The organism is Sediminibacillus halophilus (genome assembly GCF_900103695.1).
Lineage (GTDB): Bacteria > Bacillota > Bacilli > Bacillales > Amphibacillaceae > Sediminibacillus > Sediminibacillus halophilus.
On sequence record NZ_FNHF01000001.1, the window covers coordinates 1130789 to 1154731 of the forward strand.

The window sequence follows — 23943 nt, forward strand, 5'->3', positions numbered from 1 at the left end:
AAACAATGTAATATTTTACATACCCTTGTCTTGAGAAAGAAAAATGAAGAAATTCACCATGTGAAATTCAGAACTTAACCAGGGTAGGAAAGAGGATGGTGGTGATTAGCAGATAGGAAACATCTGTCTGAAACCACGCTGCCCTGAGCTCGAGAAGGCTCTCAAAACTAGCTGTGGAAAGCTGCGTGTTTTTCAGCGATGATAACTCTTGTAAATCTTAGCGCTATCATGCAAAAAATCACCAGCATCCTGGAAAATGCTGATGATTTTATCACTAAAAAGACTAGACTTATGCGATTTTTGACGCTTTACTTTTTCGTCAATTCCACGAGTCCGTCAATGGAACCGGCTACATGGGTCACAGCATTATTGACTTCATCCAGACTGCTTTTGAAGGTTTCGATTTCCACCTCAATCGAATCACTTTGATTCTTGCTTTGTTTCATTTTTAATACAATCGTATCAAACACTTGATTGATTTGTTTCATGTCATCTGTTCCGTTATGAATTAACTCCCTTACTTCCGAAATATACGAAGAAACACCATTAATTTGGGCGTCCGTTTTACCAACAAGCTCGGAGACACTTGATACAGACTTCTTCGTTTCTTCGGCGAGCTTCCGCACTTCGTCAGCAACCACAGTAAAACCCTTCCCATGTTCACCTGCTCTGGCAGCTTCAATTGAGGCATTTAAGGCTAGCAAATTCGTTTGCTCTGCGATTCCTGTCACAATGGTGACTACTTCTCCTATTTGGTTGGATATCTCCAGGAGCCCTACTGTTTCTTCTTTGATTTTTTCCATCTTGTCATTAATATCAGTCATTTTTTCTTGCTGGCCTTCCAAATCCTGTTTTCCAGTGATCGAGGTCTGCTCAACATCCATCGATGTTTCGGTACCCTCTTTGGAAATGCGTAAAATCCCTTCTAAGTTAGCTACCAGCTCCCCGATCGATCCTGTGGTCTCCTCAAACACTGCTGCCAACTCAGAAGAGGTATCCTTGATTTCACTATGCAACAGGTTCTTTTCTTCCTCTTGTTGTCGATGGGTTTTCTCATTTTCTTGCTGGAAAGCGTCCAGTACAAGTTGTTGCTCCAAACTCAATATTTTAGTTACGGATTCGATCGCCTTAAGCGATTCTTCTTTTGTTTGTATTTTTTCGTTGATGATGGCAATAAGAGACAGCAATAAGTCTTGGAAGGCGCACATATACCACTTGGGCTCCAACCCGATTTTAAAATGTATATGAGCAATTTTCAGCCGCTTATCAATAAAGTCATCGTCGATCTTCCCGTCAAACATCTCTTGAATGTGGGCGAGCAGTGTTTTTTTCAGCCTGTCGACCGAGCTATTCGTTTCAATGATACTCATTAACGAACTTTCGTGCTCCAAATTGCGATAAAATTGTTCCACGATAGTATGGATTTTCTCCTGAACAAAAGGCTTCAAGGAAGCGAGCACCACTAAATCCTGCTTTTGCAGATTTATCATTCTGATCTGTTTCTTCAAATCCTCATGGTGGTCGATGTTCAGCCTTGTTTTCCCGGCAAGTGTATCATCGATGAAAGTCCCCTTGCTTGAACCATTTCGCTTTTTTAATCCTAACTGCATGTTTTTTCCCCCATATATCCCTTTTATTTCCTTCTTATTTTATATCGGAAGTATGGGAGGGATTATGAAGATGAGAACTCGGGCATATTGGAAACGTTTAACCTTCACAGGCAAACTCCAATCAGCTTTCTGTTTTATCGGACGATTCCTGCCTCTTCTTCTTTCGTCTCAACCGCTGCAGGATCTTTTTATAGTCAAGATTGATGGTTTTCGGCTTATAATGTTCGGATGCTTTCAAATCATCGGTGGATGCTTTCATGAACGACCATGCCAGCATGAGCATGATAAAGAGTAACGGAAACCCACCGACAATACTGGCTGTCTGTAATGTCGACAACCCTCCGATAAACATCAGCACCAACGGCATCAAACATAGGGTGAATGCCCAAAACAAACGATTCCACCGTAATGGCTCGTCCTCCACTTCCGACTGGACAACGGAGGCAAGAATATAAGAGCTTGAATCAAATGTGGTTGCCAGAAAGATAATCGCCAGGACTGTAAAAACAAGGATAATCAAAGGTGCCCATGGCAGTTGATTGATTATGCTGATAATCGCATAAGGGGCACCTTGGTTATTCAAAACATTGACAACATCGAACTGACCGGTAAGCTGCATATACAGTCCAAAGTTCCCCATGATTCCAAAAAATAGCAAACTACCTAGCGAGCCATAGATAATTGTTCCAAGGACCATTTGACGGATCGTCCGGCCACGAGAGATTTTCGCGACAAACAAGCCCACAAACGGGGCATACACAAGCCACCATGCCCAATAGAACACCGTCCATCCTTCCGGAAAACCAGTACGTTCGAACGGTCCTAAATTATTGAATGGTTCTGTCCAAGTACTCATATGAAAAAAGTTATCCAATATCAAGCCGATACTATTGGTCGTCGTCTCTGCAATAAAGGTAGTCGGTCCGAATACAAAAATAAATGCCAGTAAAAAGATGGCCAACCATAGGTTCAAATCACTGAGCACTTTGATTCCCTTACGCAAACCCGAATAAGCGCTTATAGCGAAAATGGTCGTACACAAAATCAGAATTAGCGTCTGCATGGTCATATTTGCGGGCAGACCTGTCAAACGGGAGACACCCTCCGCAATCATCGGAGCACCTAGTGCAAGAGTGGTACCTGCTCCGCCCATTAGTCCGAACATAAATAAAATATCGATCAGTTTACCGACGGGACCATCGGTTAGCCGCCCGATCAATGGCCGGCAAGCCTCACTTATTTTTAATACCGGTTTCTTCCGGACGTAGTAAAAATAAGCCATTGGCAATGCCGGAAGGGTGTAAATAGCCCAGGCAATCGGCCCCCAATGGAATATTCCGTATGAACTGGCCCATTGAATTGCTTCTCTGGAACCTGCTTCAATCCCAAAGGGCGGGTCCTGATAATAGTACGCCCATTCAATCGTTCCCCAGTACAATATACTAGAACCAATTCCGGCACAGAATAGCATGGCTGCCCAGGAAAAAGTATTAAACTCCGGCTTCTCGTCTTTTTCACCCAGTTTGATGTGTCCATTTACGCTAAACGCCACGTATATCAGAAAGAAAAACAAAACAAAGCCGACAAGCAAATAAACAACACCGAAGTTCTGGGTGACAAAATCATTAGCCGCCAGGACAAATGATTCACCCTGTTCAGGGAACAGAACGAGCGGGATGGTAACTGCCAGCAATATTATTAAGGCTCCAATAAAAGTCGGCCAATCAATTAAGCGATTTTTCATATTATCTTCCTTTCCTGATAATAACGGATAATTTTTTATAGGAATAAGAACCTTTTGTCAGTTAGTTTTGTTTAAAAACGGATTTTTATCCGGTCCGTGCTTCATTAACCGTTCAATGACAAATAATAACCTTCCCAATGTTGTTAATTGTTCGTACTGGCTAGAAACTGCGCAGTAACTGTAATGGGAATTTCCATTGCCTGTTAAATAAAGTTGTTAACCACCGCTTCGGTAGCATACTTCGCTTTCCGCGGGCACGGCTTCAGCTAACTTGGTAAAGAAGACCGCTTTCCTAAGTGAATCTTCAGCTCGCGCTTTTCCCGCAGGAGTATGCGTATGCTGCCTGCGCTAAGAAGCTTGCTGAATGTCGCAAGTGTAGAAACTTTTTCCTTGAGACTCAACAAGATATCTAAAAAGGCTTGCCAGGAATCGTACTTCTCCTTCATTAAAAACAGCTGGGTTCCGTCATTTGTCCTTCTCTTGGACTCTGCTTGTTATCCTAGCTACATCCAGTAACAAGTGATTCAAGAGAAGAATGTCTATTACACTCGTTTATAAACAGGAAGCTGTTCTCAGCGGAGAAAATACCCGGAGACTCCAGCGGGAGGAATGGCCTCGGTGAGATCCCGCAGAGCGTTAGCTCGAGGAAGCTCACCAGCCGCCCGCGGAAAGCGCAGGGTATTTCCGTAGCGCCGTACTCCCACTCGATAAAAGTAGGAAGTTAGGAAGACGCACTCAAACGATGTCGCAGTTTATATTTATTACGACACTACATAAAAGAGCTAACAAAAACGCCTGAAGGAAAATTTCCTCCAGGCGTTTTTCGTATAACTAGATATTATTGTTTCAATGCATGGTATTGCTCGATTACTTCCTTGCTGATTTCACTGTTTTCATCCAATCCGCTCACTTCTTTCAGCACATATGCTGGTCCATGCTCCTTGAGCATTTCCTGGATTTTCATTGCTTCTTCATCTTCTTGGTAATCAAATAACAGTGCAGCTGCGATCGCCTTCGCTAAATTCGTAAACGGCAATCCGACTTTCTGGGCCTCTGTCGCCGGCCGAATCAGCCTGTCCTCTGGTCCCAGCTTACGCATTGGAGCACGGCCAACTCTTGTAACAGCATCATTCAAATACGGATTTTTAAACCGTTCGATAATCTTTTGAATATAAGCAAAATGCTCTTCTTCGTTCAAACCATATTGCTTCACAAGGTAAGCCCCGGTTTCTTTCAAGGTATCCTGTACTTGCTTAGCAACAGTCCCATCAGCCAACGTTTTGTCGATTGTACTCTTTCCAGCTAGATAGCCAAAGTAAGCAATCACTGCATGACCTGTATTCACGGTGAATAATTTACGCTCTATAAAAGGGGCAAGCTCTTCAACGACGGTCATTCCTTCAATTGGCGGGATCGTTTGAGTTGTTTCGACAACCCATTCAAAGTATGGTTCCACCAAAACATCAAGCGACTCTGGATCTTCCTGGATAGGAACAATTCTGTCGACTGCCGAGTTGAAGAAATACACTCTCCCTTCCAATCTTTCTTTGGTGTCCTCATCAAGATTTTCGAAGATATGTTTTTTTAAAATGTCAGTAGCAGAGATTTGGTTTTCACAAGCAATGACATAGAGCGCTTCATCCGTTTCATAGACACGCTCTGTTAGCCCCCGGGCAATCAAAGGAGCAATCCGCGGCAGAATGTTCGGACCAATTGCCGTGGTCAGATAAACGGCACCCTTGATCGCTTCGATCACTCCTTCTTCCTGTTTCATATTGTTCAAGCCGGATACATTTTCAATGGTGGTCGTTTGTTCCTGCTCTGTAGCCAATTTAACCTGATAGCTTTTTTGTTCATTCAATTTATCAATGATTTGGTCAGCAATATCGACAAAAGTGACATGGTAACCAGACTCGGCGAATAAACCACCGATAAAACCACGACCGATATTTCCTGCACCAAAGTGAACGGTTTGTTTCAATGTCATCATTCCTTTATCAAGTTATTTTGAAGGTAATTCAAAAACAGGTCCTCCAATTTTTTGCGAATCATTGCTTCGTTTGATGATGAAAAAATCATCATGGCGACATCATTTTCAATTATACTCGTGCTGATCAGGCTAAGTACTTCCTGCTCACGATGGCTCATACTGTCGGGGGCAAGCATTAACAACAAGTTTTTCATTTGCACTTCTTGTCCATCCATTCCTTTAATGGTACAGGGCTGCTCTAAATGAGATACCTGAAAAATCAATTCATGAATATGATCATCCCGACAATGGTACAAGCCCATGTTCGTACCCGGAATCCCTAAGCCGCCTCTTTTTTCACGCTCTTCAAGCTCTTTCATAATTTTTTTCGGCGCATCCAGCAAGTTGTCTTCCTCTGCTTGTTCAACCATTTTCCACAATACTTCCCGATGATCAGTCGTTTGTTTTTGGCGGAAAACACGAAGATTAGCAAGGATTCCTTCTATGCTGGAATGGACTTCCTTGATTTCATTAAGCAAATCATGAATTGCCGGTTGCTCCGTATGGTTAACAGGTCTGTTTTCATTCGCTGGTTGCAAATAGTGTTTTTTGCTTGTCATTTTTTCCAGATTTCGTTGTAAAAAATCATGGATCGCTTTCGTGTCCTCTTCGCTGAGCAAAGGGCTCACCAGAATGTAATCAAATTCTGTGAAAGGCAGCCGCACGGTAGAAATAACGATATCGAATGAATCCAGATCTGCATGTTGAAAGTCATTGATCGATAATATTTCTACTTCTTGGATCTCCGGGATTTCCTGTTGAATACGACTGGCTAGCATTTTCGAGGCGCCGATTCCTGTTGGACAGACAACTACCGCCTCGATAGATGCCTTTTCCTCGTTCATCAACAGTGCCGAACCAAAATGTAGTACGATAAAAGCGACCTCTTCATCAGGAAACCGGACATCTTGAAATTGTTCTTCCAGACTGTTTTTCACTGCCATAAACAATACCGGGTATTTCCGCTTAATATCTTCTGTCAAAGGGTTGAATAACTCCATTCCTTGCTGCAATCGGAACAAAGAAGGCTCCATATGGGCCAGCAGACCCTGAAATAACGAGAAGTCATCTGACAAATGGACGTGGAGCTGTTTGGAAACATCCGCGATAACATTTTTAATCAATCTGCCCAGCATAATGCTGTCATATTCAATGGCATCAGCAGCCTGTAGTTTGGACCCCTTTAAAATAACCGACAGAAACCGTACATCCGCTCCCGTAAGAGGCACTTCATACTTTTGTTTCAACTCTTCGCAAACTTGCTTCATTCCCTGGTACTCCATAGAGGATTTATCCACAGATCGGTCAATTTCCTCTATCGGAAATTGATTTTCCGTTCGCTGCATCGTGATACATATATGGATAACCAAACCGATGTAATCACTATCGGCAAGTCTAGTTTGTCCCTTATTGATCGTCCGGCTGACCAACGTATCTATTTCCAATAAATATTGCGGAGAAAAGTAACTCAATACCGGACCCTCTACCTGATTCCCTTTTTGCAGCAAGTATAACTGCTCGATCAGCTCTTCGTGGAAATGCATTGAAAAATAGCCTGCCAAAGCCTTTCGTTTGTCGGACTCCTGAGCGTGCAATTCCACGCCTACTCCACGTTTCCTCGAAAGTCTTACCCGGAATTTTTCCAGCCAGGCAGCCAAGTCATCTAAATAAGCACTCAACGTCGCCGTGCTGACGCCAAGCTGTTTTGCCAGCACTTGCGTCTTAAAAGACGGCCCCTCCTGCAGCAAGGTAATCAATAGATAAAGTTTTCGCTCCTCCGGTGTTTCATCTGTCGGATTCAGACTGGAAAGATGCTGCATCAGACGGTAAATATGTTCATTTTTTCCACCGATGACGAGCCCATCGCTCGACGTTCTGGTCAATTCCAACTGAAATTGTTGCAGCGATTTTTCTACTGATTTCAGATCCCGCTGAATCGTCCGAACACTTACATTAAGAAACGCAGCCAAAGATTGTGCGGTATGCTTTCCTGAGGTTCTGACAATCAGATCGATGATGGATTTTTCTCGTGATGTAATAAACATATTACCCACTCATTTCTACATTAAAATGTTCTTCTAAGTACTTTGTCCATCTATACAGGAAAACAAGAAAATACTTACGACTCTTCTTGTCCCTCATTCCAGTTTTTTGGCTTAAATGAGAACAGAAAGGCAGGAATACCCCGCCTTTCTAATCTATGCTGCGTTTATTTACTGTTAACGATGTCCTTCAGTTCTTTTGGTGTTTTCGCCTGAACCATCTGCTCGATATTTTCCATTTCCGAACAAATGACTGCGATTCCTGAAAGGATTTCCAAATGGGTACCGTCTTTTCCTGCGATACCGAAAATCAATTTTGTTTCGTCTCCGTCAAAATCGACGCCATTCGGTACCTGTACTACCGTGAAACCAGACTTGAGTACCGCTTTCTTCGCATCTTCTGTTCCGTGTGGAATCGCCACATTGTTCCCCATGTATGTGGATGTTATGTTATCCCGCTCGATCATGGCCTCAACATAGCTTTCTTCTACATAACCCGCTTTCACCAACGCTTCCCCAGCAAAGCGGATTGCGTCCTCTTTCGAGTCAAATTCCTGTCCGATAAAAATGTTCTCTTCGAGAAGCAAGTCATCATCATCCGCTTTTCCCGGATCTGGTTCTGTTACTTCTTCCTGAGAATCTTCCGTAAGTTCCGCCAGTTCTTCTGATACCCCGCTTTGCAAGCTGTCAATCAGCTTGTCATATTCTGGACTGGATAGGAAGTTATCCACCGAAATATGGTAAGCATTCGGAAGCTTGTTTTGAGCACGAGGTGTCAGCTCTTCCTGTGTAATGACGATTTGCGCGTCACTCGGCAGATTGCTGATGGACGTATTCGTCACCGTAACATCAAGATCCGCTTCCTTCACCTTTTTGCGCAGCAAGGATGCTCCCATGGCGCTCGACCCCATGCCGGCATCACAAGCGAATACGATTTTGTCTACGTCTTCAGGCATAACACCATGTTCCGCTGTGTTTTTTCCAGCTCCTGAAGATACAGAACCTGCAACAGAACTTTTCTTCCCTTTCATTTCTTCCATCTTTTTGGTAGCTTCATCAATATCTTCTTCAGACTGTTTTCCGGATTTAAGAATAATTGCCGAAATAACAAATGAAACTACCGCCGCCACAATCACACCCGCATAGTTGGCGACATAAGACATAGCCTGTGGAGGTGTGACAGCTGTAATGGCAATAATACTTCCCGGCGATGAAGGAGCAACAAGGCCTCCGCCCAGCAGTACCAGCGTAAATACACCGCTCATTCCGCCAAGAATGACAGCGATGAACAACATAGGTTTCATCAATACATACGGGAAATAAATTTCATGAATACCGCCCAAGAAGTGAATGATTCCTGCACCTGGTGCGGATTGTTTAGCAGAACCTTTTCCGAAAAGAGAGAAGGCCAGCAAGACACCCAGACCTGGACCCGGATTGGCTTCTAGCAGGAATAACACAGACTTCCCTGCATTCTGCACTTGCTCAAGTCCAATCGGAGACAATACCCCGTGGTTGATCGCATTGTTCAGGAACAGTATTTTTGCCGGTTCGATCAGGATACTTGTCAATGGCAATAAGCCTGCGCCTACTAACCAGTCAACACCTACCACTAAAACTTGCGTGAACCCGTCTACTGCTGGTCCGATCGCAAGGAAAGACAGGATTGCAAGACATCCACCGAGAATGCCGGCAGAAAAGTTATTGACAAGCATTTCGAAACCAGTTCTGATTTTCCCTTCAATCAACTGATCGAACTTTTTGATCACATATCCCCCAAGAGGACCCATGATCATCGCGCCAAGAAACATTGGCGTATCAGGAGCTCCGACAATCACACCGATGGTAGCAATCGCACCGACTACCCCTCCGCGTTGATCGTGAATCAATTTACCGCCTGTATAACCGATTAATAGCGGCAATAAGTACTTAACCATTGGGTCAACTAATTTGGCAAGTTCTTCATTCGGAATAATTCCATCCGGAATAAACAATGCCGTAATCAAACCCCAGGCTATAAAAGCACCAATGTTGGGTAATACCATGGAACTAAGGAAATTACCAAACTTCTGTATTCCAACTTTTACAGATGATTGAGCCATACTATACTTCCTTTCAATAAAATAAGATAATATCAGACGTTATCATCATAAGCCACATGTAAGCGCCATTCAAGAAACACTAACATTACCTTTGTCGCAGTCAATAAGACAAAGGTAATGTTTCTCCTATGCATAATGACCTATGGCATTATTGTGTACTTATCAGCCAAGTTGATTCTCATTTATTGGCGGTGTATTTTATTAGCCATTCATATTCCCTGGCATCTCTCTGAGCAGGGACTTATCTGTTTAGTGGAGCCTAAAATGGGAAAGTATTAAAGTATAAATACTTATTGGAGGGAAGTTATAATGGCACACGAAAAATATCAAGAGCTCCTCAATACCTTACATGACTGTATGGTGCAGTGCAACCATTGTTATGATGCTTGTCTAAATGAAGACGACGTGAAAATGATGGCACCATGCATTCGTCTTGATCGTGAATGTGCGGATATTTGCGGTTACCTGGCTCAAGCAATTACGCATGGTACACCATATGTAGCAGAGCTTGCCTCTGTATGTGCTAAAATTTGTGAAGACTGTGGAAATGAATGTAAAAAACACGAACAAGAACATTGCCAGAAATGTGCGGATATCTGCATGAAGTGTGCAGATGCTTGCCGTAAGGTCGCTTAATTTATTTGACACTCTTAAAAAGTCTCCGAAATACATTTCGGAGACTTTTCTCACACAAAAAAACATGATAGCACTACTTCACTAATTAGCTTCCACCGGGAATTTTTAAGTCTGACCCTTTCTTTCTGGCTGGTATAAACAATCTACCGTTATGAATGTTCCTTTGTAATACTTTTTAACTTCTTGCATAGATAATCCCGCCTGTTTAAAATAACCAAGTGTGTTCCGATTTAGATGACAGCCATCGCACACTCTTTTCCAGATTGGCGTAAGTCTGTCTTGAACCTTCGCCCAGAACGGGTTTGATACTTTCACATGCTCGAATAAAAGTATCCTTGCACCGGGTTTACTCACTCTCTTTATTTCTAATATGACTTTTTCGGGATCTGCAACCGTACAAAATACCAATGTTGCTACCACTGTATCAAATGTATTGTCCGCAAAAGGAAGTTTCTCCGCCTCTGCATTCAGAAGCTGGATCTTCACTTTCCCCTGCCTTACAGCTTCAACAGAACGCTGCAACATCTGTTCATTGGGATCTATAGCCACCACATGTTCAACACTGTGCTGATAGTGTGGTAAATTAATTCCTGAGCCGGAACCGATTTCCAGAACTCTCCCTTTTGCCTTTGCTAAAAGATTGCTTCGAATATCCTTAAAACGATGTTTTTCCAAAGGTTTCATGAAAAAATCATAGGCAATTGGAAACCATTTTCCCATTTTCTCCTCACCTCTTCCACCTAATATACCATTTATAGCAAACATCACTAAACAAACAAATTATCACCTATTATTATTCCAAATAAATCTGATTAAGAAAGCTAACAGCCTGTTTTCCGGCGCCGACGACTATCATCGCCCTAAAAAACCCCACCTTTACTATCAATATCCCGTATATTACCATCGCCAGCTTAAGTCAAACTCAAAATAGATCCTTCTGCAGATAGATTGGCTCAGAAACAACACGGCAGCACTCCTACATTCCTACCCATAAAAAAGCACCGCCTGTTTTAATCGACGATGCTCTTTCTACCTTTAGCTTCTATTTTCCTGACTTTGAGTATCTGTTTTTTTCCATAAAACCCCTGGCCAAAACGCATAGTTGCCCAGCACTGTCGTAATAGCAGGCACGAGAAGCGGTCTGACAATAAAGGTATCCAGCAGCACACCGATGGCGGTGACGACACCAAACTGGACAAGTACTTGCATCGGCATCACAGCTAAAACGGAAAATGTCCCTGCCAAAATAAGGCCTGCGGAGGTAATGACACTGCTGGTTTCCCCTACCCCTTCTGCAATTGCCTGTTTTAACGGCATTCGTTTCCGGTTTCTCCAAATACTCGATATCATAAAAATATTGTAATCCCCGCCGAGTGCTACAAGAAATACAAAGGCGTATAACGGGATAAGCCCTTGCATAGCCGGCTCACCCATTCCGTAATGGATAAACAGCCAACCTAGTCCCAATGCAGAGAAGAAGGACAAAACAACCGTCAACAGTAAATAAGTCATTGCAACAATCGAACGTAAATATACCAGCAGTAAAATAGCGATGATAACAAGGATAACCGGAATAATGATATTTTGGTCACGGCTGGTTATTTGTTCAGTGTCAAAAAGATTTGCTGTTTCTCCGCCAATCCATACATGGTCAACAGCATTTCCTATGCCCTCCTGTTCCAGTACGTCCACTGCACGATCCTTTATATCCGGAATCATGGCTACAGCTTCAGAAGAATAAGGGTCGATAGATAGCGTGACCGAGTAATGAACGAAATTCTCATTCTTCTCACCAAATCTCGGATCACTTACCACCGAAATATTGTCCATTTCAGCGATAGCCGATTGAATTTCATCTACCCCGCTATCTGTCTCGACGATCATGTCGACTGGAGCAATTTCCCCAGGAGGATAGTGTTCACCAATTACAGTAAAACCTTCCCGAGACGGCATATCATCTGGAAAAGAATCCAGCACGCCATATGTGTAATCGATTTTTGGTACGAATGCTGCCAGTCCGCCCAAGAAAAGAAGGCAGACAATAATAATTGCCCATGGCTTCTCCGTAACAAGTCGACCTGCCGCCTTACTGAACTTGCTTCTCGTTTTTGGTTGCCGAACTGGTTTTCCTTTTTTCTCTGTTAATTCTTTCGCCATCTTTTCTGTTCTTGGTATGAATGGGAAGAAAGCCGTTCTACCGAAAATGGCCAAAATTGCCGGAAGCAGGGTTAGCACAGCCATACACATAATTACGATCGCAAGACTGAAGGGAACAGCAAAACGATCGTAAGAAGCATACTGCGCCAGTGATAGAGTCAACAATCCGATTGCCGTGGTTAATGCACTCATCATGATGGCCCCGCCGGAATTGGCAATCGCAAGCTGCAGTGCCTTATATTTATTCGCTTCCAATTGCAGTTCATCCCGGTAACGGGAAACAAGGAACAAACAATAATCTGTTCCAGCCCCGAATAACAGGACCGTCATGATGGATACTGCCTGTGCATCGACGACAATCCACCCCTGACTAGCAAAGAAACCTAGCAACGGACTGATCAAACCATACGCAAACCCTACTCCTATCAGCGGAACAACCGCTAATATAGGAGAACGGTATAATACAATCAACAATATCAACACCAATAAGACAGTCGCAATCAGCAAGGTTACATCAGCCTGGCTGAACAAAGCAGTGGTATCAGTCTGAATGCCGGCCGGTCCGGTGAATCTTACATGTAGCCCCTCAGATTCGAGGTCTTTTTCAAAGACCTGCTCCTCCGAGATGTCATTTATACGCTTTTGCAAACTGCCCATCGCCGATTGAATCTCTTCTGTGGCAGCTTCCTCGCTAAAAAATATCGGAGTCGTTAGTGCCATTTCATCTTCTGAAGCTGCCCCTTGCAATGCCGGTACAGGCATTTCTCCAAATCCCGGAATCATTTTTTGATTCTCGAGCGGGTTTTCTTCCAACTCGCCAAACAAAGATTGTACAGATGAAAAATCTTCTTCTGTCAACCCGCCATCTCTATACCAGACAATCAGTAACGGAACACCCGAATCATCCGGAAACTGTTCATCAACAAGCCTGGCAGCCTCTTCCGACATCGCTTCCGCGGGTAACAGATTATTCGATCCTGTTTCTTCTTCATTCACCTGAGGCCAAACCATCGATACTACTGCCACTAGGGCAACCCATATCACTACGGTTAACCATCTGGTTTTTATACCAGTTGTCGCTTTACCTAACCATTCCAAAAAACTATTCATGCCAATCCCCTTCTCCGGTTGAAAGATAATTACTATAATAATTATATATACCGGTCGGTTAATTTTCAATTTATCGGAAATATCTTTATTATAAACGTATGATATACTTGCAGAAATAGAAGGAAATAAGGAGAGAGCGAGATTGACCGCGAATAACCAACGGCCGCTGGGAAGACCGCGCGCAAGTGACAGAAAACAACCGACAACCGACATCATCCTCCAGGCAGCCATCGAGCTTTTTTTAGCCCGTGGTTATCAGGAAGTATCCGTGGACGACGTAGCCACGGCCGCCAATGTCACCAAAGCTACTGTTTATTATTACTATCCAAGCAAGGCAGCCTTGTTTACAGAAACCATTGTACAACTTATGTCCCATATTCATGCCCAGATCCAAGCGATCTTACAGAAAGCCATTCCCTTACGTGAACGCCTGCTGGAGATTGCCGAAGCACACTTGACCGCTACATTCGATATTGACTTAGACAGTTTTATGCGTGAAACAAAAAATGCTGTTTCAGAAGAACAGACAATCAGAATGCAGCATGCTGAGGAAAAATTATATAAAGCAATCGAACAAGCGATTATTGAAGAAGCTTCAGCCAATGGAGAAAAAAGCAGCATTGATTCCACTTTTGCCGCCCATGCCTATGTTGCATTGCTTCGGGTTGGCAACTATCGCGACCGGAAGGGGAATGGCATTTTTCCGACAACAACGGAAACAGCTGAACAGATTGTTGATTTTTTCTGGAATGGCTTGAGGCTCCCATGAAAATTTAAATAAACCACGAAAACTAAATATACCATTGGGAAAGGCTGAAGAACGACCAAAGTTAAGCAGGAGATCGCAATTGCTCATCTTACCGTTTCTTTTTCCACGGCGGGTCTCCATGCTTGTGAAGCTGACGGTTCACTTTATTTATGAGATATGGAACAAAAAAAGCGAGCAGCATACACAATATTCCCAGCTTATCAGGCAACCGTTCAACCATTATTTGCCACATGTCAACCCTTTCCTTCCTTATGTGTTTTATTTGTATTTCCTGGATGATTTACACTTATGTTGACCCGGATATGAAATTCACTCCGGGAAAAATAATTTTCTCCTGTATCCCAGTCCTCTTTTATCTCCTGCCAAAGGTTATAATGGTGCCCATTCAGATAACTTGAAATACCAAAAATATCCGTAGCAAATTCATTTTGGGCTTTGGCGATCGTTTCTTCTGCTAACTCTTGTACTCTTTCACGGGCTGCCTTTTCATATTTTTCTAGGTTGGTTACTGCTACTGGACTCATGGTTTCTGCAATGGAAGCTGTTATATTAAGATCGACGTTAAACGTTAAATTTTCCTTATCCTTGCCGCTTAACCGGAGGCTTTTAGCGTTCTCCATAATATCGATTGCCGCCTTTTCGCCCTCTACATCGATTTCAATACTTCCACCGCTAATTTTCCCAGTAAATAAGCCCAGCCCTTTGGTTTCCTCTCCATTTACTATTCCGACAACTTGTTCTCTTTTACCGTTATATGCTGCTGCCCCTGCATATTCAATATTTTGATCATCTAATATGACTAAATAGGGGATAGGGAAACTATAACCCCTTAGCAAAAAATCATGGACTTCTCCAATGCGCAGGGGAGTTATTGTACCTGCATTCCGTTTATTCTTTAACATAAGATGTATGTATTCACTCGGTATTTGAACATCTTCTGGTTTAATTTCGAGAAAATCGCTCGCTTTTCCTTTTGTGATTACCAGCCGTATTCCCCGACGCATTTCTCTCTCCCTTATGAAAACATCCAAAGCATCCTTTAATAAGCCTGGTTGATTTGCTGCCTCTTCTGATAAAAGGATGACATTAAGCTGTTGCGCATAGAGAGTCCTGTTCGTTACACGGGATAACTCTCGATTGATATCTACCAGCGTTTTACCGGATTTAGCTATATTCCGATAAGCCTGCTGCTCGCTGTTTCCGTTATTAGTTATACCGCCCAGTCCTGCTGGGACAACGATTTGGTCGGTCATCGTCAGGATATTCTCTCCGCCAGGCTCTTTCTCCGCCAAGTCTATAGCAATGCCATAGATGAAAGACCTCTCCTCCAGTTCCACACTGTCCCAGCAGCCTGTTAACAGAATAGAACAGCAGCATAATAAAAAAAACACTTTATTCCCGGCCACTGTTTTTCTCTCCTTTTCCTTTTGCTATAGCCAACAACAGGACCGTCACCGGCACTACCAGCGCAATTTCATAAAAGCTAATTAATTCAGACAGCATTCTGACTTCGAGGAAATTTTCCGGGATGGTGCTAATTAAATAAATGGTAGGCGAATAGATCAAAATTGCGGTAAATTTTCTAATTCCTTTGAACAAGGATTGCAATGCAATAACCGAAGCATCGAATGCCATTACAGCAGTTGTGAAAACGGCCATAATCCAAATCACGAAAAATATGGATTCAAAACGGACAAAAAAACCTCCCGGCAACTCCACAGCCCGTGCCAATTCTATCGTAGGAAAGTTAATGTTTGCCGTGGCCACATCCCCAAATACTGCAATACAAGTAAAATAAAGTAACACATAGAGTACAATTGCCCATGACATACCTGTTACTGCTTTTAGAGGTGTTTTCCGCGGGCTTTTCACGTAGGGAATATAAAAAAGCAATATCCCAAATCCTGTATAAGAAAAAGAACTTAATTTGATCCCTTCCCAAAATCCATTTATATCCGTTTTAAACACAGGGAGGATATGTTCCATTTTAAAATAGGCGATAGATACCAGGATAATGACCAGTGAAACCAGAAAAATCATTGGCAAAAACAAAGAATTCAGCCTAAAAATGCCGGCTCTTGAACCGGAAACCGCATAAATTATGACAAGCAAGATCGTTAGGGCCACTACTTCGATCGGGGTTTTGTCAAATAAATACTGGTGGGAAATATCAGCTACTGCCCGGATTTCAAAGGCAGTAATAAGCAGCCCCTGTAATAGCAACAAAAAAGTAAGCATTACAGCTATCGGCTTTGTCACCAAATTAGATGCATAGGTAAAGAAGGATTGGCCAGGAAATAATGATGAGAGCTTTGCCGCCATCCATGTAAAAACGATGACGATTCCACCACTAATTACTATCGATACCCACCCATCCACAGCTACCGTTACTTGCGCCATGTTTCTTGGTAACGTTAGAATCCCTACAGCGATTACCATCGATGGAATCGCCACCATAATATCTCTGTCCCTGACTTGTTCGTCACCATATTGAAAGCTACTCACCTAGGATCCCCTCCTTTTCGTGCAGACTTACGATCCTTCGTTTCCAAGTGAGCAGGCCGTCTTCTCATCATTAGCAACGGAGCTCGGAGGAACATATCCTTCCAGTCTTTAAAGAAGCTGGGTGCGAAAGGGACGGTATAAGGTATACCAAAACTTTTCAAGTTAACCAGATGAATATTGAGCATAATATACACGAGCACTATTCCGTACAAGCCTAAAAAAGCGGCAGCTATCATAAAGGCAAATCGAATAAAACGAAAGGCAATTGCAACACTGTATTCTGATATGGTAAAAGAAGCAATCGCTGTCAAAGCTGTCACAACAACCATTACCGGACTGACAATGCCTGCGGTTACAGCCGACTCCCCTATAACAAGGCCACCCACGATACCGATAGTCGAACCAATTATCTTAGGCAACCTGATACTTGCTTCATGTAAAATCTCAAAGGTAACAGCCATGGCAATGGCTTCAATCACTGCAGGAAAGGGAACCCCTTCTCGGGAACCTGCTATAGAAAAGACCAGTCTTGTCGGAAGCATGGCAGGATGATATGAAACACCGGCGATATACAAGGCTGGCAGCAACAATGCAATGAATGCCGACAGATAGCGGAGCAGCCTTACTAGCGTTCCGGTCACCCACCGTTGCGTATAGTCTTCCTGCGATTTCAATGTATCCACAAGAGTAACCGGCGCAATTAATACAAAGGGAGAACCATCAAGGAAAACCGCTATTTTTCCTTCCAATAATGCGGAAGTGACTCGATCAGGTCGTTCTGTTCCAATCAATTGGGGAAAAGGAGACAAAAAACTATCCTCAATCCACTGTTCCACCGTCCCAGAATCAATTGCATGATCGGTATCAATACTCCGCAGCCGTTCGTCCAATACCTTCACTAAATCGCTGTTAACAATACCAGCCATGTATGCAACAACCAATTGCTGCTTCGAACGACGACCAACCTTATGACTTTCAAATCGAAGGTTCGGGTCTTTGACAGCCTGGCGTAAAAGCGCCAAGTTTGTTTCGATATTCTCAATGAAACCAGCTCGCGGACCCCTAATCAACATTTCGGAGGGTGGTTCTTCAATCGAACGTTTTTCTCCCCCAACAGTGTTCATGGTTAATACCTTGTCACAGCCGTCCATATAAAAAGCTGTCCATCCAGACAACACATCAAGCGAAACCGAATCCAGTTTATCGCTTTGCTTAGTATCGGTAATTGCGACCGCTTCTTGATAGACTGTTTCCAAATTCCAGGGTTGTCCTTCATTCACGTGAATTTTTATCGCTTTTAATAAGTTATTATTTATGAAATCGGTTTTTACCAAGCCGCTTATATATATAATCGCTATTTTCTGTTCCGTCTCCCCTACTTTCAATTGACGAATCACTAGATCCGGAGGATCACCTAGCATTTGTTTTATGCTAGCCAGGTTTCCATCCAACCCTTTATCCACCTCTATCTTAAACTCCTTCGTGGAAGCAGTTTTGTCATGATGTTTGAGACGTCTTCGGCCGCCATCATAAGATTTTTTTCTCAAATTAAACACTCCGCCGTTAAATTACCCTAATTATAAATACTAACAATAACATCTTTGCCACGTTGCAATCCAAATAGACTTCTCCTATAAAAAAAGGTCAACCATGTTGGTTGACCTTTTTTCAAAAGTAGAATGAAATTAATTTTCAGCTTTTACTTCATCGCTTCCGACAGAAGGACGGGAATTTTTGATAAAGAATGACAAAACGAGTCCAAAAATCGCGATTACACCTGCCACGATAAAGGAAACGTTCACTCCATGTACTGCACCATCGATGCCATTTTCAGGCTGTATATTGTTGGTCATAACTGTTACCAACAGTGCTGTACCGACCGCTCCGGCGACCTGACGCATAGTATTGTTCATCGCTGTACCATGCGGAATCAGATGTGGCGGCAGCTGATTGAGCCCAGCTGTAGTGACCGGCATCATTACCATCGCGACACCCAGCATTCTAGCCGCATTCACAGTAGCCAAATAAGTGAAGGTTGTTTCACCTGTCATGTCCGTAAACATAAATGTAGTGATTACCAAAATCGATAGACCAATAATGGCCAGCCACTTGGCACCAAATTTGTCAAACACTCGTCCCATAATCGGGTTCATAACTCCCATCAGCAAAGCGCCTGGCAGCAGCATCAGACCTGATTCAAATGCAGTATATCCAAGCATATTCTGCATGAACAACGGCAGGATTACCGCTCCGCCAATCATAGCAATAAATACAATCATACCAAGCGCAGTAGTAATGGTGAACATCTTGTGTTCAAACACTTTGAATTGAAGTATCGGTTGCTTGAGCTTTGATTGACGAGTGATGAAGAAGTATAAGCTTATCGCGCCGACTATCATCGAGATAATCACATGATAACTTCCCCATCCACTGTTTCCTGCTGTACTGAAACCATATAATAAACCACCAAATCCCAGTGATGAAAGGACAATCGACAAAATATCAACCCGTGGATTTTTTTGTTCGGTAACGTTTTTCAAGATGAAGTAAGAAACAATCAAATCAATCACAATAATCGGGAAAATAACATAAAACAAACTTCTCCATGGATAATTTTCCACTAACCAGCCGGAAAGTGTCGGGCCGATAGCCGGAGCAAAAGCAATTACCAAACCGAACATTCCCATAGCGGTTCCGCGCCGCTCTACCGGGAATATCAAAAACAAAATGGTTTGCATCAACGGCATGATGATCCCTGCTCCGGAAGCTTGCAGGACTCTACCTACCATTAGGATAGAAAAACCAGGGGCAAACGCACATATGATTGTACCCAATCCAAAAAGTCCCATGGCAGTGAAAAATAAGCTACGGGTTGTAAACCGTTCAATCAAAAAAGCGGTAACTGGAATCATGATCCCGTTTACCAGCATAAAAATGGACTGCAGCCATTGAGCTGTATTTGCATTTAAATCCAAATCCCTCATTATGTGCGGCAAAGCAGTTGCTAACAATGTCTGATTCAAGATTGCCGCAAATGCTCCAGATATCAGCACGATCATCAGAGGTATCTTGTTGATATTCTGCGCTGATGATGCGGCGTTTTGACTTTCAACCATAATATTCCTTCTTTCTTAGTAAGATAAAATGAGTTCTAGGAAATTTCTTTATTTTAACTCCTGATGTAGTGAAGACAATTTCTTTGAAAAGATGAATCCAAGTACCTTAAACCACCAGAGAGCGTTTTTTTCCTTCTCCATAATTTCGGTCACTTGAGACATTCTATACTAGTGGTATAATTAAATCAAGGGTTTTGAAATATTAATTAGAAAACGCGATGATAGAAGTATTTATAAAATATACCAACGGTATAAATTCGGGGGATTTTCATGAGCGATCGAAAAAATCAGGTAATTGACAGCGCCCTGCAGCTATTTATCGAAAAAGGGATCGAGCAAACTTCTCTTCAGGACATCTTAACGCGGGCGGGGATTTCCAAAGGGACTTTTTATAATTATTTTGCATCAAAAAACGAGTGCGTACTCGTTATTTTAGAGAGAGCCCGTTATGAAGCTAGCTTACAAAGACAGGAAATGCTAGCTGGTAACGACCCTACTGATATCGAGTTGTTGATCAAGCAGATATCCGTTCTATTAAACATCAATCATCAGCAAAACCTCATTGCTGTGTACAATTCGATTCTCCATTCCGGTGACAAAGAATTGAAAAAAATGATTTCCCTGCATCGACTAAATGAACATGAATGGCTGGCCGAGCGTTTCACCGATGTTTTCGGGGAACACGTACGGCCATACTCCTATGAAGCAGCTGTCTTGTTTTACGGAATGATGCAACATATCTCCATTACTTGGCGAATGACGCACGATGCCCCACTAGATCCGATAAAAGCGGCAAGGAAGATTATTCAGTATATAAAAGAAATCCTTCCAGTCATGGTAAGGGAAAAAACAGCACTTCTAGATTTGGAAGCAATGGAAATGTTGAAGAATAAGATTGAAATTCATCGGGTACCAAAAGGGGACATTCTTCACTTATTAGGTAGATTGAGACAGGATATCAGAACAAGGACGAAACAAACGCCAAAAAACATGATCGATTTGGCGGATGTCTTGTTTGAAGAGCTTTCTGCCGACAACATCCGAAATGCGGTTATTGAATCACTGCTCCGGCCGTTCTACAAAGCTTTTGAAGATACTCCTTTTGCCAATGAAGCCAGAGAAATCGCTGCTAAAACGAGCCAATTTTTAAAATCCACAGGGAAGTAAACAGTATGAATTTTGCACAAGCTTTGAAGCCTAAGTCGCAGATAAAAGAGGATAATGCAATTAGCGTTCATTAGTTACAAACACGAACAGCAAACGCAAACCCGTTTGGCACTTTTTTTTCAAACGGGTTTCGTCATTTCATTCCATGTTGATTGCATTGAAAATCGATTTTCGTCGATAAACACTAAGCACGAGTCCAAGCACGATGGCATTAAGTTCAATCGGAAAAGAACCATAGCTGATGAATGGCAACGATACACCTACAAGCGGGAAAAAACCCAAAACCATACCTAGGTTGTAGAATATTTGGAAGGCAAGTAAGCTCACTCCACCCCCGATCAGTACTTTTCCCAATGGATCATTGACACGCGGGAAAATAAACAGCATTCTTGCCAGAAGTCCAAAAAGCACGATTAATGTGAATAATCCGGCCAGCCAACCAAACTGTTGAATGATGGTTACAAGGGCAAAATCTGTATGAGCTTCCGGCACAGCTGCAGTTCGATTCCCTTCTCCCATCCACAGCCATTTTGCATTGGTAAGCACTTCTTGAATATTGGAATAAACAAACGTTGTTTCCTGGGTATGTTCTCCTGTAACGTACGTTTTCAGCCGTGCTGCTAAACTGATAACTAGTCCAGAAGCCCCCATTATGAGTAAATATATTTTTTTAAGTCGAGCCATCTCAGCCCAGACAATCATGCCTATAAGGATAAATGAACAGAAGAGCATCGCCAAAACATTTCCAATAAACGCAAACAACAAAAATGGAATCAGAAAGAAAATGCAAAGGATAAGTCCATTCATTCTTTTATCCTTTAAAAACCCGGTCCAGCTAATGAAAAAGAATGGAATCGTATCCAGAATGTTAAAAACGAGCGGCCCCAGTTCGACGGAAGGGAAGCCGTTTACGTAAGCAGTTGGAAAAAGGATCAAAAAGACTAACAAAAACAGTCCACCAAGATAACTTGCCCATCGAAACTTGACTATTTTAGAATAGTCAACCAGTATCAATCCACCAGTAATCACTAACCCAACTATTGTGTAGATAATCTTATGAGGCACGAATCCTAAATTCTCGTCCATCGCCAACAATGGTAAAAAGCCTAAACAGAGAGCCATCATCAATAGAACTGCTATCCACCAATCAACTTTGGGCCGGTGCAGTTTTTTCAACTCTTTCCCTAATGTAACAGGATTCCCCATCTGGGCAACCGCTTTTTCTTCTGCAGCCTCTTCGCTCTTTCCTGATGTTATAAAACGTTGTTTCTCTTTATCAATATGGTGCTCAAGCTCGGTCATAATCATTTTTCGGATAGACGGTGATCTTATCTCTTTCACAACGGTTTCAAGAAATCTTTTTCTATAGTTATTCATTAGCTGTCACTTCCAGCCATAACTTCAAATCTCCCTGTTTAATAACATTCCTTTCCCTTCTAGCCAAAAGGCGCTTTCCTCTCCGGTTCAATTGATACCGTTTTTCTCCCTTCTCATTCCAGTTGGCTGCCAAATATCCTTTTAGTTCAAGTCTGTGAAGCGTGGTATAAAGAAATCCTTCGTTATTATCGAATTTTTTTATTCCCCTTGCCCGGAGTAGTTTTGCTAGTTGAACACCCGTCTTCTCCTTGACAAGCAGCTGTAATACAGCTCGAAAAACATCCTCCTCTTTCTTCTCTTCCTTTTCTATTACTTGGAAGACGGCACTTCTGTGACGTTCCGAAAAATCCAAATCCTTGAAGATCGTTTTGTCCATGTGGTTTTTCAGTTTACTCAGCCTTTTCTCCAAATTGTTCAACCTCCCAACTTTTTTCGCAGCAATTTTTTTGCTTTTCTTAATCGCGTCTTCACCGTATTGACGTTTTTCCCGGTTAAAGTCGATATCTCGTTCAGTGGCAAGTCCTCATAATAAAACAAATAAATCACTTCTCTGTATTTCACCGGAAGTTCCATGACAGCTCCCATAAGCTGTTGACCCTCACTGTTTTGGATAACTTTCTTTTCTACGTCATCAGGACTGGTGCTTTTCTGGAAATTATCGGATCCATCGGTGAAAACATTTCTGATATACCAGCTCTTCAAATAATCTTTACAATGATTAATGGCAATTCTCCACAACCAAGTCTTCATTTTTGATTTTCCATCGTATGTATGAAGCTTCTTGTAACATTTTATAAAGATTTCTTGTGTTAAATCCTCAGCAGCTCCTGTATCCTTCACATAAGAATAAGCAAGCTGCAAAATATCCTGGCCATAATTTTGCATGAGTTGATCGACTAGTTCTTTTCTATCCTCTATTACATCTTCTGCTGTGTATTCTTCCAATTTGATCACCTCCCTGTTATTTTAGACGAGAACCAACACAGTCAGGTTTTCTTTTTAACAGCCTTTAACAAAAAAGCGGCATCACCCTAAAAGGAATGCCGCTTTTTGCTTACTAGTTATTTACTAATAATACAACCAATAGATCGAATCATCCGTTTGAATCGTCGGTTGAAAACCTATCTTCTCCAATACACGAATGGAAGCCGAATTGTCCGGACTACAACTGGCCATTACCTTTTTAACCCCAGGTTGATTGAGTCCCCATTCTACCATTGCTTTCCCCATTTCCGTGGCAAATCCCTTTCCGCGGCAACTGGGAATGATGCTGTAACCTAAATCAATCACTCCTTCTTCATTTGGACCACCTTTAAATCCCATATCCCCCACAATTTTCTTGTTCGTTTTATCGACTATCAACCCTTCCCAATCATTTTCAGATGGAAAGTCCCGAAAACGTTCAATCTTATATGGAAATAGGTTTTTATAGACTTCCAACGGCCACTCGGCTCCTGTGTCGAACGGGACAATTCGTTCAAGCTCTTGTCCTCCTTTTAACACAGCAGCCATCATATCAGCTGTCAGCGTATGCATTTCCAACCTCTCCGTTTTAAATTCCGGCATATGTATATCTCCC

General features: G+C 42.5%; 18 protein-coding genes. 3 read left to right on the forward strand and 15 right to left on the reverse strand.

Translation table 11 applies throughout. The features are described 5' to 3' along the window. Positions 1 to 308 precede the first annotated feature (308 nt). The 5 genes from BLR82_RS21445 to BLR82_RS05845 all read right to left on the reverse strand — a co-directional run bounded on the left by BLR82_RS21445 (position 309) and on the right by BLR82_RS05845 (position 9527). Positions 309 to 1610, reverse strand: a complete 1302-nt coding sequence (locus BLR82_RS21445; protein WP_083334724.1) for a globin-coupled sensor protein — start codon at positions 1608 to 1610, stop codon at positions 309 to 311. 121 nt (positions 1611 to 1731) lie between these two features. Beyond that, on the reverse strand, positions 1732 to 3354 hold the full coding sequence (locus tag BLR82_RS05830) for a BCCT family transporter (RefSeq protein ID WP_074598010.1): 1623 nt from the start codon (positions 3352 to 3354) through the stop codon (positions 1732 to 1734). An 838-nt stretch (positions 3355 to 4192) separates the two neighbouring features. Then, positions 4193 to 5335 carry a mannitol-1-phosphate 5-dehydrogenase gene (locus BLR82_RS05835; protein ID WP_074598293.1) on the reverse strand — a complete coding sequence of 381 codons (1143 nt, stop codon included), beginning with the start codon at positions 5333 to 5335 and terminating at the stop codon, positions 4193 to 4195. A 5-nt stretch (positions 5336 to 5340) separates the two neighbouring features. Then, complete coding sequence (locus tag BLR82_RS05840) at positions 5341 to 7428, reverse strand: BglG family transcription antiterminator (protein WP_074598011.1); 2088 nt, start codon at positions 7426 to 7428, stop codon at positions 5341 to 5343. Between the two features lie 164 nt (positions 7429 to 7592). Further along, positions 7593 to 9527, reverse strand: a complete 1935-nt coding sequence (locus BLR82_RS05845) for a PTS mannitol transporter subunit IICBA (protein WP_074598012.1) — start codon at positions 9525 to 9527, stop codon at positions 7593 to 7595. Between the two features lie 309 nt (positions 9528 to 9836). Here BLR82_RS05845 and BLR82_RS05850 point away from each other — a divergent pair, with 309 nt between their 5' ends. Further along, positions 9837 to 10163, forward strand: a complete 327-nt coding sequence (locus BLR82_RS05850) for a four-helix bundle copper-binding protein (RefSeq protein WP_074598013.1) — start codon at positions 9837 to 9839, stop codon at positions 10161 to 10163. Positions 10164 to 10268: 105 nt separating this feature from the next. On the opposite strand, the gene BLR82_RS05855 is transcribed toward BLR82_RS05850, so the two are convergent. Then, complete coding sequence (locus tag BLR82_RS05855; protein WP_074598014.1) at positions 10269 to 10883, reverse strand: class I SAM-dependent methyltransferase; 615 nt, start codon at positions 10881 to 10883, stop codon at positions 10269 to 10271. Between the two features lie 315 nt (positions 10884 to 11198). Further along, positions 11199 to 13430 carry an MMPL family transporter gene (locus BLR82_RS05860; protein ID WP_074598015.1) on the reverse strand — a complete coding sequence of 744 codons (2232 nt, stop codon included), beginning with the start codon at positions 13428 to 13430 and terminating at the stop codon, positions 11199 to 11201. Positions 13431 to 13572: 142 nt separating this feature from the next. On the opposite strand from BLR82_RS05860, the gene BLR82_RS05865 reads away from it, so the two are divergent. Next, entirely contained in the window at positions 13573 to 14199 is a 627-nt protein-coding gene (locus BLR82_RS05865; RefSeq protein WP_074598016.1) for a TetR/AcrR family transcriptional regulator, read from the forward strand. Between the two features lie 233 nt (positions 14200 to 14432). Here BLR82_RS05865 and BLR82_RS05870 read toward each other — a convergent pair whose 3' ends face one another. From BLR82_RS05870 to BLR82_RS05885, 4 genes are all read right to left on the reverse strand, one after another. After that, the gene (locus BLR82_RS05870) at positions 14433 to 15605 is read right to left on the reverse strand and encodes a Ger(x)C family spore germination protein (protein ID WP_074598017.1); all 1173 of its coding nucleotides are present in this window, start codon (positions 15603 to 15605) and stop codon (positions 14433 to 14435) included. Beyond that, complete coding sequence (locus tag BLR82_RS05875; protein WP_074598018.1) at positions 15592 to 16704, reverse strand: GerAB/ArcD/ProY family transporter; 1113 nt, start codon at positions 16702 to 16704, stop codon at positions 15592 to 15594. The genes BLR82_RS05870 and BLR82_RS05875 overlap by 14 nt, the downstream gene beginning before the upstream one ends. Beyond that, positions 16701 to 18251, reverse strand: coding sequence for a spore germination protein (locus BLR82_RS05880; RefSeq protein WP_245693653.1), 1551 nt, complete (start codon positions 18249 to 18251; stop codon positions 16701 to 16703). The genes BLR82_RS05875 and BLR82_RS05880 overlap by 4 nt, the downstream gene beginning before the upstream one ends. Positions 18252 to 18389: 138 nt before the next feature. After that, positions 18390 to 19820, reverse strand: a complete 1431-nt coding sequence (locus BLR82_RS05885) for a DHA2 family efflux MFS transporter permease subunit (RefSeq protein ID WP_074598019.1) — start codon at positions 19818 to 19820, stop codon at positions 18390 to 18392. 270 nt (positions 19821 to 20090) lie between these two features. Here BLR82_RS05885 and BLR82_RS05890 point away from each other — a divergent pair, with 270 nt between their 5' ends. Next, the gene (locus BLR82_RS05890) at positions 20091 to 20987 is read left to right on the forward strand and encodes a TetR/AcrR family transcriptional regulator (protein WP_074598020.1); all 897 of its coding nucleotides are present in this window, start codon (positions 20091 to 20093) and stop codon (positions 20985 to 20987) included. A 138-nt stretch (positions 20988 to 21125) separates the two neighbouring features. Here BLR82_RS05890 and BLR82_RS05895 read toward each other — a convergent pair whose 3' ends face one another. From BLR82_RS05895 to BLR82_RS05910, 4 genes are all read right to left on the reverse strand, one after another. Next, complete coding sequence (locus tag BLR82_RS05895) at positions 21126 to 22364, reverse strand: FtsW/RodA/SpoVE family cell cycle protein (RefSeq protein ID WP_074598021.1); 1239 nt, start codon at positions 22362 to 22364, stop codon at positions 21126 to 21128. Continuing rightward, the gene (locus BLR82_RS05900; RefSeq protein WP_074598022.1) at positions 22357 to 22773 is read right to left on the reverse strand and encodes a PadR family transcriptional regulator; all 417 of its coding nucleotides are present in this window, start codon (positions 22771 to 22773) and stop codon (positions 22357 to 22359) included. The genes BLR82_RS05895 and BLR82_RS05900 overlap by 8 nt, the downstream gene beginning before the upstream one ends. A 5-nt stretch (positions 22774 to 22778) precedes the next feature. Beyond that, complete coding sequence (locus BLR82_RS05905; RefSeq protein ID WP_074598023.1) at positions 22779 to 23309, reverse strand: sigma-70 family RNA polymerase sigma factor; 531 nt, start codon at positions 23307 to 23309, stop codon at positions 22779 to 22781. A 123-nt stretch (positions 23310 to 23432) separates the two neighbouring features. Continuing rightward, positions 23433 to 23930 (reverse strand): GNAT family N-acetyltransferase, encoded by a 498-nt coding sequence (locus BLR82_RS05910; protein ID WP_074598024.1) that lies wholly within the window; start codon positions 23928 to 23930, stop codon positions 23433 to 23435. Positions 23931 to 23943: the final 13 nt, after the last annotated feature.